The following is a 20,757-nucleotide window of genomic DNA, read 5'->3' as shown; positions in this document are numbered from 1 at the left end:
AAAATTAGAAACCAAACTTAGTATAATTAAAAAATAAAAGAATGACGAAAGCAGATATCGTAGCTAAAATTTCAGAAAAATTAGGAATGGAAAAAGGTGATGTTCAAGCTACTGTTGAGACCTTTATGGAAGAAGTAAAAAATTCATTGGAAAGTGGAGACAATGTATACCTAAGAGGCTTTGGAAGCTTTATTATTAAGAAAAGAGCCGAAAAGACAGGTAGAAACATCTCTAAGAACACAACAATTAAAATCCCTGCGCACAACATTCCTGCCTTCAAACCTGCGAAAATCTTTGTAGAAGGAGTTAAATCGAATGTTGAAGTAAAATAATAATAACCAGTAAGTCCTAAACGGGCATGCTTTAAAGAATTTCATATATGCCGAGCGGTAAAAAAAGAAAAAGACATAAGGTTGCTACGCATAAGCGTAAGAAGCGCAGACGCGCTAACCGCCACAAGAAAAAGTAGTTTCGCGCTACTTTTTTCGTTTAGAATAATATTGAAAACGTTCTTTGAAAATGAAATTGTATCGAATTTAATTCGAATTCGATCTGTTTCGACGGGTTAAAAACCTGTGATAAATTATTGTTTAATCCATTTGTCACACCATAAAAGGTGTGATGGATAAAAATTAATTACAAGTGAGCTACGAATTATTTATTAGATCCAGTTCACAAGAAGTTGATTTTGCCCTTTTAAAAGATGGAAAACTAATCGAATTACACAAAGAGGAAGAAGATACGAAATTCGCTGTGGGAGATATTTATCTTGCAAAAATTCGTAAAACTGTTCCCGGACTCAATGCCGCGTTCGTTAATGTAGGGTATGAAAAAGATGCCTTTTTACATTATCACGACCTGGGGCCTAAAGTCCTCTCTTTGCTGAAATTTGTAAAACGTGTAAGCACAGGTAAACTTAAAGAGTATTCTTTAAAAGATTTCCCATTTGAAAAAGAGATTGATAAGAATGGAGGTATTAACAATGCCCTCAAATCCAATCAATCTATTCTGGTACAAATTGTAAAAGAACCCATTTCCACCAAGGGACCGCGTATTAGCTCCGAGCTTTCCATAGCCGGGAGATATATCGTATTGGTTCCGTTTTCCGATAGAGTTTCTGTTTCTCAAAAAATAGAATCCAAAGAAGAAAAGGACAGGTTGATAAGACTCATCAAGAGTATTAGACCCAAAGGTTTTGGCGTTATTATACGAACCGTAGCAGAGGGCAGAAAAGTAGCAGAACTGGACAGAGATTTACAAAATCTCACAGATCGCTGGATGGCGATGTGTAAAAAGCTACAAAGGGCGCACCACCCTAGTAAGGTGCTCAGTGAGCTAGATCGTGGCGCATCGATATTACGAGACATCTTTAACGATTCATTCTCGGCCATACATATTGATGATGAAACGCTTTACTTGCAAATAAAAGATTATGTGCAGGAAATTGCACCTAAGCAGGAAAATATTGTTAAACTTTATGACTCCAAGGTTCCAATCTTTGAAAAATTCGGGATCGAAAGACAAATAAAGACTTCTTTCGGGAAAACAGTATCAGGCAGTAAAGGCGCCTATCTGGTAATTGAACATACGGAAGCCATGCACGTAATAGACGTAAATAGTGGTAACCGTAGTAATAAGTCCAAGAACCAGGAAGAAACAGCGCTGGAAGTAAATTTAATTGCCGCCTCCGAAGTCGCAAGACAATTACGCTTAAGGGATATGGGAGGAATTATTGTAGTGGATTTCATTGATATGGGAAACGCTACAAACCGTAAAAAACTCTTCAATCACCTTCGAGATGAAATGAAGGACGATAGAGCAAAACACAAGATCCTACCCCCCAGTAAATTTGGGTTAATACAAATAACCCGCCAACGAGTTAGGCCGGAAATGAATATCAAGACCGCCGAAGAGAACCCAAATACGGGTGATAACGGTGAAATTGAAGCGCCAATACTCGTGGTTCAAAAAATTACTGAAGAACTGGAGCGATTATTTAAAAAAGACTATAAAAAGATCACGTTGAACACGCATCCTTTTATAGCAGCCTTTTTAACAAAAGGTTTTCCATCTGTGCGAACCAAATGGTTCATGAAGCACAAAAAATGGGTGAACATTCAACCAAGAGATGCTTACACGTACCTCGAATATCATTTTTTAGATAAAGATGGTAATCAGATCAAATAACCCAAAAAACCCTTCTGAAATTACTTCAGGAGGGTTTTTTATTTTACAAGAGTTCCTGCGCCCTGACCAAATTCTATAACTTATCTCCCTGCTAACAATTATCCACTTTCCCATAGTAGTTGAATATGTAGAAATGACTCGCATTTGTAACTATATTTGTGCAAATGAGATCTTATAGAACCTACACCATAGACGAAGCAAAAGCAAGAATGGAACGCTATTGCGCCTACCGCGAACGCTGCCATAAGGAAGTTCAGCAGAAATTAAATGAAATGAGGATGATCCCGGAGGCTATAGATCTTATAATTCACCATTTGATCACGCATAACTACCTCAACGAAACAAGGTATTCCACAACCTTCGCAAGAGGGAAATTCCGAATAAAGAAATGGGGTAAGCAAAGAATCGTTCGTGAGTTAAAAGCACGCGATATCTCGCAATACAACATTAAACTTGCCTTGAAGGAGATCCCGGAATCCGAATATTATGTCGCTTTTCATGAATTGTCGGAAAAAAGATGGACGCAATTAGACCCCGAGACCAATCTTCAGAAAAAAAAGAAAAAATTTTCAGACTACCTGCTATACCGGGGATGGGAGACCAACTTGATCTGGGACAAATTGAGAGAACTAGAATCCTAATTTTGTTGAAACCCTATACCACTGGAAGTATAGTGTTATCAGGTTGTTGCAATTCAAAAATAAATGTAACTTTAAGATATAATTGCTTGACTATGAAAAGTATACGTTTTATATTACTTTTTTGTTTACTTAGTTTTGGTGTGTATGCACAGGACCCACCTTCCGAACTTTTTAATAGTTGGTACTATATCGGGTCTGAAGGGGACCTGGTAGGATTTACGCCTATTAGCGTACAACCTCCTTTTAATCCACTTCTTGTTATACAAAGTGATCTGAGTTTTCAAGGAACCGGTGCGTGCAACACCTGTAGTGGCATTTTTGAGTTCGACCCTGTTGAGAACACACTAGAAGTTATCCAGTTTCAACGAACATTCAATCAGTGTCAGTATCAGTCGCATACAGATCTTGATAATGATTTCTTCTCCTGGCTTGAATTACCGGACTTTCAACCCTATCCTATTCAATTCCTGTCTAACACTAAACTAGAACTGGTCTCTTTTAATGGGTTCGGACCTCATTATTCTACTACGCCGTGGCTAAGTGCAGGAGATACCCACCTTGAAGATATTAAAGTTTATCCTAATCCAGTGGAGCATATTCTCATGATCAGGTCCATTAATGTAGAGTTTAATTACGAGATCTATGATGTGAATGGAAGAATGGTTACTTCAGGGAAATCAACTAATAGTGGCATTGAAGTCGGCAAGCTCGATAGTGGCACCTATTTCATCAAATTATTCATAGAAGACCTTACGCATACAATTAGGTTCATCAAAAAGTGATACTCAAAAAAGCGTTAAGAAATCATCTTGGCCTAAATAGGGTATTACCACACAGCCTCCGAAGATTATACCTCGATCCCCAATTTCCTATGCGTACGTTCGATCGCTTTGGCATTCTTCCCATCGATCCACGCCTGCCCTTTCATTCGGCGCATAAAATTATCGTAATGTCTCATTACAAGTACATTATAAATGGCTTTCCCAAGATTCTTCGGGTTTCTGGCAATTGCCCTTAAACTCATTGAGAATCCCGGTGTGATATAGCGCATATAATGCCAATAGCCTTCAGGCATATACAACACGTTCCCATGTTCTAAATTACCAATAAACCCTTTGGCCATTTTTAAAGCCGGCCACTTTTCCAAGTCGGGATCGGCAAAATTTATATCCTCCCTTGTGATAAGAGAGTGCGGGATCTTGTAGAGATAATCATTCTGGTCCTGATCGAACAAAATTACCTGCTTCTTACCGTGGAAATGAAAATGAAAGATATTGGCAAGATCGATATCGTAATGCATAAAGGTATAACTGTTCTCTCCTCCAAAAAATAACATCGGCAGGCCCTTCATTAAACGCAGGCCAAAATCCGGCCATTTATAATCTTCCTGAAGTTGCGGAATTTCCTTGAGGATATTCCATAAGAAGATCCTGTATTTGGTGGGTTCCCTTTTTAAAAGAGCAATATAATCGCGCATTTTCATACGGGCATGAGGCTCGTTAAACCCGTCTTTGTAATCGACAGGCCGGTCATCGTACAACGGGACTTCTTTCTCCCCGGCGACTTCGGCCATATAATCAAGATTCCATTTGTGGTACGCAGGCCAATCTTCAATAAACCGCTCGATGATCACCGGTTTTTGAGGCTTGAAGTAATTTTTCAGAAAATCTTCTCTGGTAATAGTAGCTACCCGATCGATCTGCGTTAATTCCATATTTCAGAATAAAGAAAACAAAATTACAAAACTTAACGTAAACCTTACATAGAAAAGTAAAGCCCTGCATAACAGGGCTTTTTATTCTAACTGAACTTAAATTTATGGATTGGTTGTTACTACCAACTGATCTGAATATTCACTAAATCCATCGGCACCACAATTGGCTCTTACATAAAACTCGTAAGTAGTAGCAGGCTGTAAACCGGTAACCTGTAAATTACTCTGGGATGTTTGTATCACAGTTCCAGTTCCTAGAGTGAACCCACTAGGACCGTATTCGATCTCCCATGCGGTCTCGTTATTCTCGGACCAGCCAAAGGTGACAGAGTTTGAAGTAACTTCAATTAGGAAGAGATCTGTAGGTGTATTACACGGATTTACAGGCTCCAGAGTTGTGAAACTGGTAGATATATAATTACTAAATCCATCACTTCCACAATTGGAACGAACATAGGCCTGGTAGGTTGTTAACGGATTTAACCCATCAATAAAATAACTAACTTGAGAGGTCTGGGCCACTGTCCCGGTACCCGGTGAGAATCCGTTTAGTCCATATTCAATTTCGAAGGCCGTTTCATTGCCAGGATCCCATTCGATAAGTGCCGATTCAGAATTGATCTGGGTGGCTATTACCGACAATGGTTCTACACAATTGTTATTGGAGTCGTCGTCGTTTTTACAGGAAATTACGGCCAATAGAGTGATGGCCACTAATAAGATCTTTTTCATGTGAGATTTGTTGCTTTATCTTTTGGTAAAACGCCGGTGAAAAATAAAAATTGTCTTAGCTCGTGTGCCAGCCTCACAATTTATTATTTGGCTCTGGCTTTCAACTTGGCCTCTTCGTTGCGCTCGATCTTATGTCCCGGCCTGGACCATTTGGGCTTTTCTCCCTGGGGAGATAAAGCAGAATCGGCTGCTTCCACAGTTGCTGGCTGTGCTTTTTTTACGAAAGGAGCCTGGGGTTGTAACCCAAGTTGTTTAAACATTTCCATATCCTCATTTACATCGGGATTTGGCGTTGTAAGCAATTTGTCTCCTGCAAAGATAGAATTGGCACCTGCAAAGAAACACATGGCCTGTCCTTCCCTGCTCATTTCAGTTCGCCCGGCCGAAAGACGTACCTGGGTCATTGGCATAACGATCCTGGTAGTAGCCACCATTCTAATCATCTCCCAAATACTAACCGGCTCCATATCCTCCATTGGAGTTCCTTCTACAGCTACCAGTGCATTAATGGGAACCGATTCCGGCTGGGGATCGAGAGTTGCCAATGCGACCAGCATCCCGGCTCTGTCTTCTACACTTTCCCCCATTCCAATAATACCTCCGCTACAAACTGTGACATTAGTTTTACGAACATTATCAATGGTTTCCAGTCTGTCTTCGAAAGCACGTGTAGAGATCACGTCTTTGTAATAATCTTCAGAAGTATCGAGGTTGTGATTATATGCATACAAACCCGCCTCTGCCAGACGCTTTGCCTGATTTTCGGTGAGCATTCCCAGAGTGCAGCACACTTCCATTTCAAGCTTATTGATCGTGCGGACCATTTCCAACACTCGATCAAATTCTTCTCCATCCTTCACATTTCTCCAGGCCGCTCCCATACACACCCTGGAACTACCGGATGCCTTGGCGCGTAATGCCTGGGCTTTTACATGCTGTACGGTCATGAGGTCGTTCCCTTCAATATCGGTATGATACCGGGCCGCTTGCGGGCAATAGCCACAATCTTCAGGGCAACCACCTGTTTTAATAGAGAGCAGAGTAGAGACCTGAACCTGGTTTGGATCGTGATGTTTCCGATGGATAGTCGCTGCATCGTAAAGCAATTCCATCAGGGGTTTGTTATAAATTTCGAGTATTTCTTCTTTTGTCCAATTGTGTTTCAGGTCGCTCATAAGTTCAAAAATAGCCAAATTGACACATTAAAATTAAGGTTTGGAAATAATAATACTAACAGCATTTCCTCCAAAGCCAACTGCATTTACCATCACTGTTTTCAATACTTCAGGGAGGTGGCGAGCATTTTCATAAAACGGGTTTTCAACAAAGGTGTTATGTGCGATCATCAGCACGGCCATCTCCAGGCTCATCATGCCGGAAGCACCAAAAGTATGTCCAAGCATCCATTTATTGGAAGTCAATAAAGGTAGTGTCCGGCCAAATACGGCATCAATTGCATTCTTCTCCGCCAGATCGCCTTTCACGGTACCGGGTGCGTGTAAGATTACGGCATCCACCGTTTCGAGCCCTGCATTGTCGAGTGCCATTTTCATCGATTTCTGAAAGCAGGTAGCATTCTCTGTAATGGAGCTATTGTGTGACAAAGCCTCGGTGGCACACCCATATCCGGTGATCACAGCCTGGCTTTTTTCAGAAATATCTCTCTCCAGTATCGCAACCGCAGCTCCTTCTCCCAGGACCATACTGTTTTTTTTCTTCTGAAATCGCATCGACTCACAGGCCATGGAGTTTTCGGAAGTAGTATACAATTTTAGAGCCTGCATCTGCGCTAAAGTAAAAGGGGTTAACGCAGCCTCACTTCCGCCTGCGACAAAAGTATCTGCCATCCCAGCCTGTAACCAGGCTATCCCATTTAGCAAACCGTGGAGTGCAGTTGAACAGGTAACCGAATGCCCCGAAGCAAATCCGTCTATTCCTAATTCCTGTCCCACCCAGGACGAAATATTTCCCAGGGTAGTAGTTGGGGATGTAAAAGCCGAAACCGATCCGTTCTCCAGGAATTCTTTATGATAACTTTCAAATAGTGAGGTCGCCCCTCTCGAAGACCCTATGTTGATCCCTATATTTCCAGAGTGATTTTCAGGATTTAAACCGGCTTTGGCGCATAGTATTGCGAGGAGCACACTACGGTCCAGTTTACGGTAAGCGGGTTGATCTCGTATTAAGGCATCAAGTAAGTTTTCGGTATTTATATCGATCTCGGAGATCCAGTATTGGGCTTCTCCTATTCTCTTCTTCTTAAACAAGGGTGCGCCCAGAATATAGCTGTTCCAAACTGCTTCAGAAGAAGAACCCAGGGCCGATACAGAGCTAATCCCGGAAATAGAAATGGGTTGTTGCAATTTTTAATATTTTGAAGCAAAAATAGGTTTTAAGCCTTACTTAAACCACCCTTATCACAAGAAAATTGAATAACATTTTGAAACGAAATTCAGACCAATGAGATGATGAAGGAATTTATTTCTGAATCTAATATCATCAGCTATTTACCGAAAGAGACACCTTTAATCGATTAGCTCCAGACTATCAAGAATGGCCTGGTAAATTTTATCAAGTTGCCCGGGCTTGATCACATAAGGCGGTAGTACATAGATGGTATTCCCTAAAGGCCTGAGGTAAACCCCCGATTTCATAAAATGGTCGTAAAGTTTATCCCGAAGTTTCCCGTACCTAGATGTTTCAACCTTTAGATCTACGGCCAGAATAACCCCCAGATATCGCACATCCTCAACTTTTTTATGGTTTTTGATACGTTCGGCAAATGCTATATGTGCTTTACTAATAGCAGATATTCCCTCCTGGATTTCTTCGGAATGCAATAGATCTATCCCCGCTATGGCGGCGGCACAAGCGGGTGGATTCGCGCTGTAGGTATGCGCGTGAAAAAATCCCTTCGCCAGATCATCATCGAGAAACGCATCGAAAACCTCGAGCGAACAGCTTGTGATCCCCATAGGTACCAAACCAGCGGTTAGAGCCTTGCTAAGACAGATAATGTCGGGGTTAGTTTTAATATATTCTGAAGCAAAATTCTTAGCTGTTTTACCAAAACCGGTCATCACTTCATCGGCTATACATAGCACCCCATGCTCTTTGCAAAGCTGAAGCAATTTTTCAAGTCCTTTTGCCGAAAATATTTTCATTCCTGCCGCTCCCTGCACTAAAGGTTCATACACAAAAGCCGCGCAGGCGTTGTTCTCAATGATCTCCTTTAATAGCCCAATAACCTCCTCCTCATTATGATCCATTGGCACCGGAATACGCTTTACTTTCAGAAAGAAATCTTCGAACGGACCATTATAAACAGAAAGCCCCGAAGCGCTCATAGCCCCGAAAGTATCGCCATGAAAGCCATTTTCGAAAGCAATGATGGTATCTCGCTTATCCTTTTTGTTGTGATGAAATTGCAATGCCATTTTGATAGCCGCCTCCACCGAAGTGGACCCATTGTCGTTAAAAAATATCTTAGCCTGGTTCTCGGGCAGGATCCCCAGAAGCTTCTCCGATAATCGCACGGCTGGCTCATGGGTAAACCCTGTAAAAACTATCTGGTCGAGTTGTTTCATTTGTGCCGTGACAGCATCTACGATGGTGTCGTTACAATGACCGTACATGGCAGTATACCACGATGCGATCCCATCTATATATTCGTTTCCTTCCTCATCGAAGAGAGAGGATCCTTTCGCCCTGGCAATCACTAACGGCGGCCCGGCTGTTCGATGCTGGGTAAGCGGGTGCCATATATTTTCAATATCTCTTTCGCTTAACTTCATTACAGTTCTTTTTCTAAAACAGGCCTAAAAATCTCTGCATATTCACTTATCACATTCCGGTCTATATACGGTTCTTTGGAGACCCTGCCCAGGACGGTTATTCCTGTCATTTTTACAATGATATTTTCAGTAGAAGGGTGTTCATCGCCAATGAAAATAATTCCGAAGACGCTCTTCCCATACGCCTTTAAAGCTTCTACAGATAACAAAGTATGGTTAATACTCCCAAGATAATGTCGCGAAACCAGGATGACCTTATCTTCCTTTTTTATAAGATCCATGATCGTTTCTTTAGCATTGATCGGGACCAGAAGTCCGCCCGCTCCTTCAATCACAAGCGAATTTTTGGTTACCGGCCTTTTTGTTTCCGATGTTTTGATCTTGATCTTATCTATTTCTGCAGCCGCATGCGGGCTCATTGCTGTGCTAAGGTTATAGGCCGAACTATGTATAACAGATCTCTTATTTGAGATCCATCGCCTAACTTTATGGGTGTCGGTATCGTGCAGGTCCCCGGCCTGAATGGGTTTCCAGTAATCGGCTTGCAGGGCTTCTGTTACAATGGCCGAAACTACGGTTTTACCAACTTCTGTAGAAATTCCTGTTATAAAGTAGTTTGTTTTCATAGGGTTATTTGTGCCAATAACTTTATTAAGCTTTCTATTTCGGCTTCGGTATTAAAAGAATGAAGGCAAATACGTAGTCGTTCTTTGGTGGGTGGTACAGTGGGCGACATTATAGGACGAACATCAAACCCATCTTTATATAATCGCTCCGAAATGGCCTTTACCTTCTCATTTCCCGGTATAAGCATAGCCTGAACGGCGCTATCACTTGGTAAAAATTGCTTCGAGATGTTGTATTTTTCAATGTATGAACGTAATATAGCTATATTACTATTTAATTTCTGAATATTTTCTAATCCTATTTCAGAATCAAGATGTTCATAGGCTGCTTTGATCGTGGCCACGCTATGTGGAGACAAGGCTGTACTATAAATGAAGCTTCTTGCATAATTAACCAAATAGGCCCTGAGATCCTCCGAACCCAACACCACGGCTCCATGGCAACCAAGGGCCTTTCCGAAGGTAACCACCCTGGCGAACACCTGGTTTGTTAGCCCTTCACTTACTACGAGCCCCTTTTGCGTTAAACCAATGGCATGTGCTTCATCGAGTATAAGTCTACAGTTATAATTCTTGCACAAAGTTACCAGGGCCTGCAGGTCTGGTATATCTCCATCCATGGAAAAGACGGATTCTGTGATCACATAACATTCCCGCTGGGGCTCTCTAGTAATTAGGTTTAGCTTTTGCTCTAGATCTTGAAGATCGTTATGTGCAAATTTTGTAACCTTTGCATGGCTGAGAACTATTCCTTCTCTTATAGAGGCATGAACCAGTTCATCGTAAAGAATCACATCTCCTCTTTGTGGAATGCAGCTTATAACACCAAGATTAGCGGCATAACCACTATTGAATATAAGAGCGGAAGGGCTGTCATGAATTTTTGCAATACTCCTTTCTGCAGTTTCAATCAACCGGCTGTTGCCCGTTAACAGCCGGGACCCTGTTGAACCATTTAAATGTTCGCCGTATTCATTTAAAAGTTCGTATGCTCTGTCTGAAATGGATTTACTGGATGCAAACCCCAGGTAATCGTTAGAGGAAAAATCGGTTAAACCATGAGTAATATTCAATTGCCTGAGCGCATTCCCTTCTTCCCTTTTTTGTAATTTTTTAAGTAGTTTTTCAGGCAATTTATCCATGGTTCAAAAATACAATCTCGCACTCACAATTGCTTCATTTTTATCAAAAACTACTCACTTGACATCAACCGGTTTCTAACCCCTTTTTTTATCCTTATTTTTTGTCTAGCTTTAAATGAAATTGCACTAAAACGCAAACCTACCTTGACAAACCGAGACAAAATGTTATTGCAACTGGAAACAGTTGAAGAATGGGACCTTATCATCATTGGAGGTGGAGCCAGCGGTTTAGGTATAGCGGTAGATGCAGTAACGAGAGGGTTTAAAACGCTTCTTTTGGAACAATATGATTTTGCCAAAGGAACTTCCAGTAAGAGCACCAAGCTGCTGCACGGGGGAGTACGTTATCTGGCCCAGGGAAATATAAAGTTGGTGATTGAGGCTCTTGAAGAAAGAGGCCTGCTGGCACGTAACGCACGCCACTTATTTAAGAAACAGGAATTTATTATCCCAAACTTCACCTGGTGGGGAGGATATTACTATGTGATCGGACTTAAATTTTACGATCTACTTTCTAAAAAATTAAGCCTGGGAAGTTCCAGGCGGGTTAATAAAGACAAAATACAATCTTACTTACCAACCCTAAAAAGAGATAAGCTTGTAAGTGGAGTTTCTTATTTCGACGGACAATTCGATGATGCCAGACTCGCACTTAATCTGGCGCAAACTGCCATAGAACACGGAGGTACTGCCTTGAACTATATGAAAGTTACCAGCCTTCTCAAGAATGATGAGGGTAAAGTATGTGGAGTTACAACTGTAAATACCGAAACAGACAGGAGATATTCTGTAAAAGCTAAAGTTGTGATAAATGCAACCGGGATCTTTACAGACAAGATCCTGAAAATGCAGGATCCCAACCACAAGAAAACAGTTGTCCCCAGCCAGGGTATTCATTTGGTTCTGGATCGTTCATTTCTTAACAGCGATAAAGCGATAATGATTCCTAAAACCTCCGACGGACGTGTGCTGTTCGTTATCCCCTGGCATGATAAAGTAATTGCCGGAACAACCGATACCCTTATTAAAAAGCCAAAGATCGAACCCCGGGCACAGGAGACCGAGATCGATTTTATTTTGGAGACCATCAACCTTCACCTCAGCAAAAAAGCAAGCCGAAAAGACGTCCTATCGATCTTTTCGGGCCTACGGCCTCTTGTCAAGCCGAAGGGAGATGAAGTTAAGACCAAAGAAGTTTCCCGCAGTCATAAGATAATTGTTAGTGGTCAACTAGTTAGTATTATAGGGGGTAAATGGACCACCTATCGAAAAATGGCCGAAGACGTGGTGGATAAAGTTATTAAGACCTATGGGTTTCGCAAAAGCAGGTCGGTAACAAAGGATATTGCAATACACGGAAACGTGAAACCTGCTGAAGAAATTAGACATGACCACCTTTTTATTTATGGTTCGGAGGTTGAAAAATATCTCAGGTTCGAAGCCTCAAAACCCGAATATAAGGACAAAATACATCCGGAATATCCATATACTGTTGGGCAGATAGTCTGGAGTATACGGTTTGAAATGGCCCGCACTGTTGAAGATTTCCTGGGAAGAAGAATTCGTTTGTTACTATTGGATACAAGGGCCGCAATGTATGCCAGTAAAATGGTGTCTGAAATTATGGCCGAAGAATTTGGATACGACAAGCATTGGGCACATAAGCAAGAGCAGGATTTTCTTTCATTAGCTAATACATATATTATCAAATAACATAGGCAAAGTCTATAGGTTTATCCATTTCCCCACATGTTGGGCCTACAGAAGTGTTTGTACATAGTTGCAAATAATGAACTTCCTTAATTTATATTTGTTATATCTATAGACGTAATCCTTGATGTAATGGTGCATTTTAAAAGAGCTGAATCGCGGGCAGAGTTAGATCAGATCCTTCAATTACAACAACGAAATCTGCCGGCTTCAATACCTTCAGAAGTAAAGAAAACAGAAGGATTTGTAACTGTGGAGCACGATTTCGAGCTTCTAGAACAGATGAATACTGCCTGTAAACATTTTATAGCAGTAGATAACAACCAAGTAATAGGATATGCGCTTAGTATGCATCCTAAATTTGGCGATGAGATCCCCATATTGCGACCCATGTTTTCAGAAATAAAAAAAAGATACTCGGGAACCGATTTTATAGTGATGGGACAAATTTGTATTGATAAGAATTACAGGAAACAGGGAATTTTCAGAAGACTATACGAAGAGATGCTAAAGGGTATCCGTCCAGAGTTTGATTGTGTTATTACCGAAGTAGATAGTAAGAACACAAGATCCATGGAAGCGCATTACGCGATCGGATTCAGGAAAATTTCTACTTATGTCTCAGACGGCCACGAATGGGATCTTATCCTGCTTCGATAAATTAGGATTAAGGTGCCCAGGCACTACAACTTTAGGGATCAGCAAAAATCGGGTTTTGTGAGAATGGCTAGATATCCCGCACGAAGTAATCCAAAGAAAAATCCCAAACTCCTAGGTGGAATTTGGGATCAGGTTTGTTGATGTGTAGGTTGGCAAATTAGTCTGCCAGTACGATCACTTTATTATTATTGAGTTCTACTGTACCGCTATTGATCTCTAAAGACCATTTCCCATCAGGTTCCTTCACGAACTTATTCTCATATCCTTCGGCAATAGTAGGATTCCCTCTGAACTTCACTTTCCCGGCATCAAGTAATGAAACTATAGGGGCGTGATTGTTCAGCATTTGGAAAGGACCTTCAACACCTGGTACGGTTACAGACTCAACCTCTCCCGATACTAACGATGCTTCCGGTGTTACGATTTCTAGGTACATATCTCTAAATATTCAAAGTTCAGTTTAGGCTTCGGCTAGCATCTTTTCACCAGCTTCGATAGCCTCTTCAATTGTTCCTTTAAGGTTGAATGCGGCTTCAGGAAGATGATCAAGTTCACCATCCATGATCATATTAAATCCTTTGATCGTATCTTTAATATCTACTAATACTCCAGGTATTCCTGTAAACTGTTCTGCCACGTGGAAAGGTTGAGAAAGGAATCGCTGAACCCGACGTGCACGTCCCACAGCCATTTTATCTTCTTCAGAAAGTTCTTCCATCCCAAGGATAGCAATAATATCCTGTAGTTCTTTATATCGTTGTAGCAACTCTTTTACACGTTGCGCACAATCGTAATGCTCATTACCCAGAATATCGGCTGTTAAGATTCGCGATGTAGAATCCAGTGGATCCACGGCCGGATAGATTCCCAGCTCGGCGATCTTACGCGAAAGTACTGTTGTTGCATCCAGGTGGGCAAACGTTGTTGCCGGTGCAGGGTCTGTTAAGTCATCCGCAGGTACGTAAACCGCCTGAACCGATGTAATAGATCCCTTTTTAGTAGAAGTAATTCGTTCCTGCATCGCACCCATCTCGGTTGCCAGTGTAGGTTGGTATCCTACCGCAGAAGGCATACGTCCAAGAAGTGCAGACACCTCTGATCCTGCCTGGGTAAATCGGAATATATTATCTACGAAGAAAAGTACGTCTTTCCCTTGTCCGTCTCCGGCCCCATCACGGAAGTACTCTGCAATAGTTAGTCCGGATAATGCAACACGCGCACGCGCTCCGGGAGGTTCGTTCATCTGCCCGAATACGAAAGTTGCTTTACTCTCTTTCATGGCAGTTTTATCTACCTTAGAAAGGTCCCAACCTCCTTCTTCCATAGAATGAAGGAAATCGTCTCCGTATTTAATAATCCCGGATTCCAGCATCTCACGAAGCAGGTCATTTCCTTCACGAGTTCTTTCTCCTACTCCTGCGAATACAGAAAGACCCCCGTGCCCTTTGGCAATATTGTTGATCAATTCCTGGATAAGTACAGTTTTACCTACTCCCGCTCCACCAAAGAGACCAATCTTACCACCTTTTGCATAAGGCTCGATAAGGTCGATTACCTTGATCCCGGTAAATAATACTTCGGTAGATGTAGACAGATCCTCAAATTTAGGAGCTTCACGGTGAATTGGAAGACCGTCCTTACCCGCTTTAGGCAAGTTACCAATACCATCGATAGCATCACCAATTACGTTGAACAGGCGTCCGTAAACTTCTTCACCAATTGGCATCTGGATAGGCGCTCCTGTTGAAATAGCATCAACACCACGGCTTAGTCCATCTGTAGAATCCATGGAGATAGTTCGCACTGTGTTCTCACCAATATGTGATTGTACTTCCAGTACCAGAGTGGTACCATTGTTATCAACTTCAAGTGAATCGTAAATCTTCGGAAGTTCATCACCACTGGCAAACTCTACGTCTACTACCGGGCCGATGATCTGAGCAACTTTTCCTGTAATCTGTGACATTATCTAAAGGTTTATTTTTTAGTTATATAAGGGTGCTCTTAACACCCTGTTTTAGAACGGTGCAAAGATAGTTTTTTCTAACCTAAAAATGCAATCGATTTCACTAATTTTTTAGCAGAGCTGAAGATGATACGGTTCGGGCACTATTATTATGGTTTCACGCATGGTGTGAATTATTTCAGAAATTAAAAAGCCCTTCCAGTTTTTTTTCTGAAAGGGCCTTGCTATTTGTTATTCTGAAATGCTTACGGTAACATCTCGGGGTAAAGTGTGGTAAAGTCGGCTGCCTTAAATAACTCTCCGGCGGCTTCGAAATTAGTTCCGAAGGCCTGATCCATGGCTAACAGGATCTGGTTGGCAACGAAAGCATTTCCTCTTGCTGTTGGATGAACTCCGTCCAGGGAGAATGTACCACCAAAGACAAGACTACCGTTCAGTTCGAATTCATCGAAAGAGATTCCGGTATCGAAGATCTGCTGCATAAGCGCATTTGCGTCGATAAGTATTGCCCCATTTGAACTAGCAGCTGAAGCAATGACAGCGTTGAACGCATCGGTTGCAACTGTAACTTCTGCAACTTCATCTGCGGTGAGTACCCACTGATCTGACAACGGAACTGTAACTCCGTTTATAAGAGTTGGATTTCCTCCTACAAGCGTACCAATAAAGGAAGCACTTAGCAAGGTAGGTAGATCCTCTGCTGTTGCCTGCCTGTAGTTAGGCAGTCCCAATCCTGAAAGGTCGGTGAGATATTCATCTTCGATCACTACCGCATTTTGTCCTTCTACGAAATTAATCGTTCTGGCAGCAGCTTCTTCTGGTGAGATCAACCCTGCTCCAAGCGCTTGTTGTAATCCGGCATTGTACGGTGCATATCCACCATTCACCAACGCTGCTGTTGCAGCATCAACCGGTACGGGATTAAAAGGTACCGTAGTAAAGTAAGGAATGGTGTACACATAAGGAATGTTGAGCACGACTCCCTGTGCACCGTTCCCGGCCAAAGTCCCGAGTATAGCATTATAGATCCCGGCAAAAGCAGTAGGATCTGTAATATCATTAGGACCATAGGTAGAAGGATCCGGATTCCCGGTTTGATCTGTTCCGGCACCACCTGATGTGGCGTAGCTTAAAACATCATTATTTCCTATCCACAATGAATAGAATGACGCATTTTGAGAGGCAGCATCTTCCAGCATAGAAGCGTTAGGATTTGAGGCCATTCGTACAAAGTACGGATTAGCCAAACCTGCCTGCACCCCGGCTAAATTACCATAACCATTGGCAAGGAGATGGAAACTTTTAGCTCCGGGAACTCCCATATTATTATAGGGTCCGGCCTGGATATTTGATATCTCTGTGGTTGGTGTCTGATTGAGAGGAGCCGGCCCCGCACCATCGAAATATAATCGTGGTCCCAGGATCTGTACCCCACCCAGTAAGGCGCCACCTATGTTATCGTTCATTAACGGTTGTGTGAAAGCACCTCCGCCTATCATTGCAAATTTTTGCGACAACAGGTTAGGGAAAGAGTTTTCCTGCCCCAGTATAAACAATGCTCCGTCTGTGAATCCAGCGGTAAGTGAATTCCCCACGGCAACATAATTCGAGACATTTGCCGATCCGGCCACCAAAGGCACTACCGGTTCTTCTTCAACAACCGGGATATCGTCATTCTCACAACCGGCAAGGAGTAACATTCCCAGAACCGGAAGCAGTAGAAATCTATTTTTATATAAATTTTTCATAGACTAAATTTTAAAGGTTGTTAATAATAAGAGAAGCATAGTACTGTGCCCCAATATTTGGTGCCCCAAACGCGGTAAAATACTCGTCGTTTAACAAATTAGTGGCTCCAATTTTCAACATGGTTTTCAACTTCGGAATCTTGTAGTTCACCTGTGCATCCAAGACTGTATATGAGGGAACGATCCCATCACCAAAACCAGCTTGCCAGAAATACTCATCACTCCATCTAGCATTAACACCAAATCCAAAATTTGGGAAAAGATCCGTATATCTCAACGATGCCTTTACTTTGTGCATTGGGGTATTGAAATTTGTTCTGAAATCCGGATTCCCGGCCTGATCGAAATCCTGTTCTGCATAAGTATAGTTCACACCCAGATTGATCTTCTGAATGATCTTAGTACTAACACCAATAGAACCTCCAAAGCCTTTCACATCTACGTCGGCATTAGTATACGTTTGGTATACCTTGAAATCACCATTTTGTAGAGCCAGTAATGACAGCGATCCATCTCCTGCTGTTCCGTACAAGGGTACGATAACATTTTCATTGGAAATAAAATTGGTATACTGACTGTAGTGTGCGCTGGCATCAATAATAAAATTGAAGATCTTTCCACGATATCCTATTTCGTACACATCTGCTTCTTCTGGTTTCACCAGGTTGATATTTGCGACTTCCGGAGTACCGTTTGTTACAGAGCTGGCCGAAAACGAGTTTTCATATGCGGCTCGTCCTGCTATAGTTGCCGTACTGGATCCCGTAGCCTGCTGACCTCCTCCACTTAATGGAAAAGTTCGAACATCTCTGTCCAGATTGCTTTCGGCAGAACCTACAAGGATCGCTCTTCCTATATCAAGGCCAATAAATAGATCCTGGGTAGTTGGGTTTCTAAAGGCAGACTGATAAGAAACCCTAATGTTGTGGTTTCTATTTGCACCGGCCGTATAACCTACGGCTATCCTGGGAGTGAATTGACCATCAAATAATTCGGATTTGTCGTAACGCACAGATCCTGTTAATTTTAAACGATCATCGGCTAGTTTCTTCTGAATTTGAGTATAGGCACCCACTTCCGAATATGTAATAGGTCCGTCACCATCGGTAAAGATAGTACCTGAAGAATTCAACCTGTATTTTCTGTATGATCCCCCAACCTGAATATCGGCAAAATCACTAGTGATGTGACTGAAATTGTAATTCGCATCGGCATGGTAAAGCTGTGTTTGATCCTGAAGTTTGGATCCCGTATTCACATCTGCATCCGCCTTAACACGTGCTAAAACTCTTTCGAATTCCGGAGTACCGGGTATAAGACGTCCCGTTTCGGCGGTTTGTCTTGCAATAGCGTGCGCCATTTCCGAATTTGCCCCTCCTAGAGTTGCTTGAATATAAGCTCCTGCATACTCACCAAACCAGGTTGAGTCGTCTTTCCAGGCACGGTTTACATTCACCCCAGATAGACCCATGTTATTGGAATCTCCGGCATTTTCGTCGGTTATATAACCTCGAATAAAGAAATTATCACTTTTTACTTCTAGTTTATGCTGCTGAAGGAAAAAATTCTTGATCTCGTATCTCTGTCCACCTTGATAGATAGTAGAACCAACACCAACTTTCCCCACATATATGATCTCGAAGTCATTTTCCCAAGGTCTGAAATGTAGGGCAGCATCAAATTTTACACTTTCCGCATTATAGTTTGTTAAGTCTCTTTCTGAATAACCTGTTCTACTAACGATGTCATTAGGTAGAAGATTTTCGGCGCCCGGAGGAATCAAGCCCAAGTTTGCCAGGGTCACCCCAACTCCTCTAATGTTGGTCGCAACTTCATCCCCGTAAACATTTAACCCGTCATATCCAGGGTGTTCTCTCGTTCTACCAGGATTTACTGCGTCCACTTCATTGGTCGCGAACCAATCTGTTCCATTCATGATAGCCAGGTTCACTTTTCCCGCAAATTTTGGCGAAAAGGCATGTGCTGCCCGAATCCCCATGTCATAGAATTCGTTATCACCTGCGGCGATCTGTGAGGTTATTCCACGCTTATAATAGGCACTGATTCCCTGGTGGTCGAAAGGATTTTTACTCGTCATGAACAAGATCCCGTTAAAGGCGTTGGCCCCATAAAGTGCCGAAGATGCCCCGGGAAGTAGTTCAATACTATTAACATCTAATTCGGTCATTCCTAAAAGATTACCCAAAACGAAGTTAAGAGCCGGAGAACTGTTATCCATTCCGTCTACCAGCTGTACAAAACGCTCATTTGCAATAGTGGCGAAACCTCTCGTATTCACCGATTTGAACGTTAAACTACTGGTGTTGATATCTACTCCTTTTATTTGTTCGATACCGTCGTAAAAATCTGCACTTGCAGTGTATTTGATATCCTGAATATCAAATCTTTCCACTGTTACCGGAGATTCAAAGATACGTTCGGGAGTTCTTGAAGCCGAGATTACAACTTCATCCAATACAGACCCCTCGGCTAGGGTGATATTTACAACCTGATTATTGGTTGTTATTTCGACATTTTGAGATTCGAAACCAATGCTCGAAATCTGTACGGTAAATGGCGGAGACTGGTCCACTCTGAGGGTAAAATTTCCGTCGAAATCTGTTGCGGTACCCGTTCCGGTTCCAACAACAATCACATTGGCTCCCAAAATGGGTTCCGCAGATTCATCGACCACCTTACCGCTGATATCGGTTTGCGCAAAAGTAATTGTACTCAAACACAAGCAAAATAAAGCTATAATTGCCTTCATATTAGTAAAATGTTAATTAGTAAATTCGGCTAAATATATAGATAAATTTAGCATGTTCTTAAGAAAACAGGGGTTTTTTTAACGATTTTATATTTAAAACTCTTCAATTTAATAATATGGAAAACTATTATTCATGCATAATATATTCATTCACATAATATTAGCATTCTTATATAAGGGGTTCGCATAAATTTCGAATCGAATCACTAAAAATGTTCCTAATCTTTTCCATTAATTCATTTTGCTTCGAAATTTGCCTTCCGTCTATTTCGATCACAGGCGTTAGTTCCCCCATTGTACCAGTGGCAAAAACACCATCTGCATTTATAAATTGAGAAAGAGAGAGGTCTGCTTCATAGATAGCAATACCGTGCTGCTTGCATAATGAGATCACTGTATCCCTGGTAATACCTGGTAAACAGGCATTGGCGTACGGGGTAAAGACCGCTTCCCCTTTCACCATAAACAAGTTACTTCCATTAAGCTCTGCAACAAAACCGCGCTCATCCAGCATAAGTCCGGCGTCCTTACCTGCAATATTGGCCTGGATCTTCGCCAATATATTATTAAGCAGGTTATTGTGATGGATCTTACTATCCAGGTATTGCGGCCCATTTCTACGCTGACTACTACTTATTACTTTTATTCCTCCGGCATTGTCGTATACGAGCGGTTTCCATTCGGCTAAAACTATGAGGCAACTACCATTTTGGTTTAATCTGGGATCCATCCCGCTTGTTATCTTTTCCCCGCGAGTTAATGTGAGCCTGATATGGGTATCGTTTGTCATTTTATTCGCTTCGAGCGTCTGTTTTATCGCATCCCTAATGAAAGACTTGGATGGTATATCAGTAAATGCCAGGGTCTTGGCAGATTGATGTAATCGCTCCAGATGTTTTTCAAGACAAACTATTCCTTCAGGATAGACCCTTAACCCCTCCCATACAGCATCGCCTCCCTGTACTGAGCTGTCAAATACCGAAACTTTTGCTTCGGACCTGGGATAGAGCCTGTCTTTTATAAATACCTGGATATCTGCATTTCGCTGATCGAAGTGTTGAAGCATA

At 41.9% G+C, this 20,757-nt stretch carries 18 protein-coding genes; 6 read left to right on the top strand and 12 right to left on the bottom strand.

The genetic code is table 11. The features are described from left to right. Positions 1–41: 41 nt before the first annotated feature. From C5O00_RS06490 to C5O00_RS06475, 4 genes are all read left to right on the top strand, one after another. Positions 42–332, top strand: a complete 291-nt coding sequence (locus tag C5O00_RS06490) for an HU family DNA-binding protein (RefSeq protein ID WP_105215977.1) — start codon at positions 42–44, stop codon at positions 330–332. A gap of 310 nt (positions 333–642) precedes the next feature. Beyond that, a complete protein-coding gene (locus C5O00_RS06485) occupies positions 643–2,187 on the top strand; it encodes an Rne/Rng family ribonuclease (RefSeq protein WP_105215975.1) in 1,545 nt (514 codons plus the stop codon). A gap of 164 nt (positions 2,188–2,351) precedes the next feature. Further along, entirely contained in the window at positions 2,352–2,828 is a 477-nt protein-coding gene (locus tag C5O00_RS06480) for a regulatory protein RecX (RefSeq protein ID WP_105215973.1), read from the top strand. Positions 2,829–2,920: 92 nt separating this feature from the next. After that, positions 2,921–3,610, top strand: a complete 690-nt coding sequence (locus C5O00_RS06475; protein WP_158676792.1) for a T9SS type A sorting domain-containing protein — start codon at positions 2,921–2,923, stop codon at positions 3,608–3,610. Between the two features lie 65 nt (positions 3,611–3,675). On the opposite strand, the gene C5O00_RS06470 is transcribed toward C5O00_RS06475, so the two are convergent. From C5O00_RS06470 to bioF, 7 genes are all read right to left on the bottom strand, one after another. Continuing rightward, positions 3,676–4,542 (bottom strand): cupin-like domain-containing protein, encoded by an 867-nt coding sequence (locus C5O00_RS06470; RefSeq protein ID WP_105215969.1) that lies wholly within the window; start codon positions 4,540–4,542, stop codon positions 3,676–3,678. A 102-nt stretch (positions 4,543–4,644) separates the two neighbouring features. Further along, on the bottom strand, positions 4,645–5,274 hold the full coding sequence (locus tag C5O00_RS06465; RefSeq protein WP_105215967.1) for a fibronectin type III domain-containing protein: 630 nt from the start codon (positions 5,272–5,274) through the stop codon (positions 4,645–4,647). Positions 5,275–5,357: 83 nt separating this feature from the next. Continuing rightward, positions 5,358–6,449 carry a biotin synthase BioB gene (bioB, locus tag C5O00_RS06460; RefSeq protein ID WP_105215965.1) on the bottom strand — a complete coding sequence of 364 codons (1,092 nt, stop codon included), beginning with the start codon at positions 6,447–6,449 and terminating at the stop codon, positions 5,358–5,360. A 33-nt stretch (positions 6,450–6,482) separates the two neighbouring features. After that, positions 6,483–7,637, bottom strand: coding sequence for a beta-ketoacyl synthase N-terminal-like domain-containing protein (locus tag C5O00_RS06455; protein WP_105215963.1), 1,155 nt, complete (start codon positions 7,635–7,637; stop codon positions 6,483–6,485). A gap of 162 nt (positions 7,638–7,799) precedes the next feature. Then, entirely contained in the window at positions 7,800–9,068 is a 1,269-nt protein-coding gene (gene bioA, locus C5O00_RS06450; protein ID WP_105215961.1) for an adenosylmethionine--8-amino-7-oxononanoate transaminase, read from the bottom strand. Beyond that, positions 9,068–9,694, bottom strand: a complete 627-nt coding sequence (gene bioD, locus C5O00_RS06445) for a dethiobiotin synthase (RefSeq protein ID WP_105215959.1) — start codon at positions 9,692–9,694, stop codon at positions 9,068–9,070. Before bioD ends, bioA begins: the two co-directional genes overlap by 1 nt. Then, on the bottom strand, positions 9,691–10,836 hold the full coding sequence (gene bioF / locus C5O00_RS06440; RefSeq protein ID WP_105215957.1) for an 8-amino-7-oxononanoate synthase: 1,146 nt from the start codon (positions 10,834–10,836) through the stop codon (positions 9,691–9,693). Before bioF ends, bioD begins: the two co-directional genes overlap by 4 nt. 162 nt (positions 10,837–10,998) lie before the next feature. On the opposite strand from bioF, the gene C5O00_RS06435 reads away from it, so the two are divergent. Both C5O00_RS06435 and C5O00_RS06430 read left to right on the top strand, forming a co-directional pair. Then, positions 10,999–12,549, top strand: coding sequence for a glycerol-3-phosphate dehydrogenase/oxidase (locus C5O00_RS06435; RefSeq protein ID WP_105217589.1), 1,551 nt, complete (start codon positions 10,999–11,001; stop codon positions 12,547–12,549). A gap of 129 nt (positions 12,550–12,678) precedes the next feature. After that, positions 12,679–13,206, top strand: a complete 528-nt coding sequence (locus C5O00_RS06430) for a GNAT family N-acetyltransferase (RefSeq protein ID WP_105215955.1) — start codon at positions 12,679–12,681, stop codon at positions 13,204–13,206. A gap of 157 nt (positions 13,207–13,363) precedes the next feature. On the opposite strand, the gene C5O00_RS06425 is transcribed toward C5O00_RS06430, so the two are convergent. The 5 genes from C5O00_RS06425 to C5O00_RS06405 all read right to left on the bottom strand — a co-directional run bounded on the left by C5O00_RS06425 (position 13,364) and on the right by C5O00_RS06405 (position 20,756). After that, positions 13,364–13,642 carry a FoF1 ATP synthase subunit delta/epsilon gene (locus tag C5O00_RS06425; RefSeq protein WP_105215953.1) on the bottom strand — a complete coding sequence of 93 codons (279 nt, stop codon included), beginning with the start codon at positions 13,640–13,642 and terminating at the stop codon, positions 13,364–13,366. A 24-nt stretch (positions 13,643–13,666) separates the two neighbouring features. Then, entirely contained in the window at positions 13,667–15,172 is a 1,506-nt protein-coding gene (atpD, locus tag C5O00_RS06420) for a F0F1 ATP synthase subunit beta (protein ID WP_105215951.1), read from the bottom strand. Positions 15,173–15,417: 245 nt separating this feature from the next. Then, positions 15,418–16,920, bottom strand: coding sequence for an SGNH/GDSL hydrolase family protein (locus C5O00_RS06415; RefSeq protein ID WP_105215949.1), 1,503 nt, complete (start codon positions 16,918–16,920; stop codon positions 15,418–15,420). 10 nt (positions 16,921–16,930) lie between these two features. Further along, positions 16,931–19,690 (bottom strand): TonB-dependent receptor, encoded by a 2,760-nt coding sequence (locus C5O00_RS06410; protein WP_105215947.1) that lies wholly within the window; start codon positions 19,688–19,690, stop codon positions 16,931–16,933. 169 nt (positions 19,691–19,859) lie between these two features. Continuing rightward, positions 19,860–20,756, bottom strand: coding sequence for an aminotransferase class IV (locus C5O00_RS06405; RefSeq protein ID WP_105215945.1), 897 nt, complete (start codon positions 20,754–20,756; stop codon positions 19,860–19,862). Position 20,757 lies beyond the last annotated feature (1 nt).

It is taken from the genome of Pukyongia salina (assembly GCF_002966125.1).
GTDB lineage: Bacteria > Bacteroidota > Bacteroidia > Flavobacteriales > Flavobacteriaceae > Pukyongia > Pukyongia salina.
This window is presented reverse-complemented; position numbering and strand designations above follow the sequence as displayed.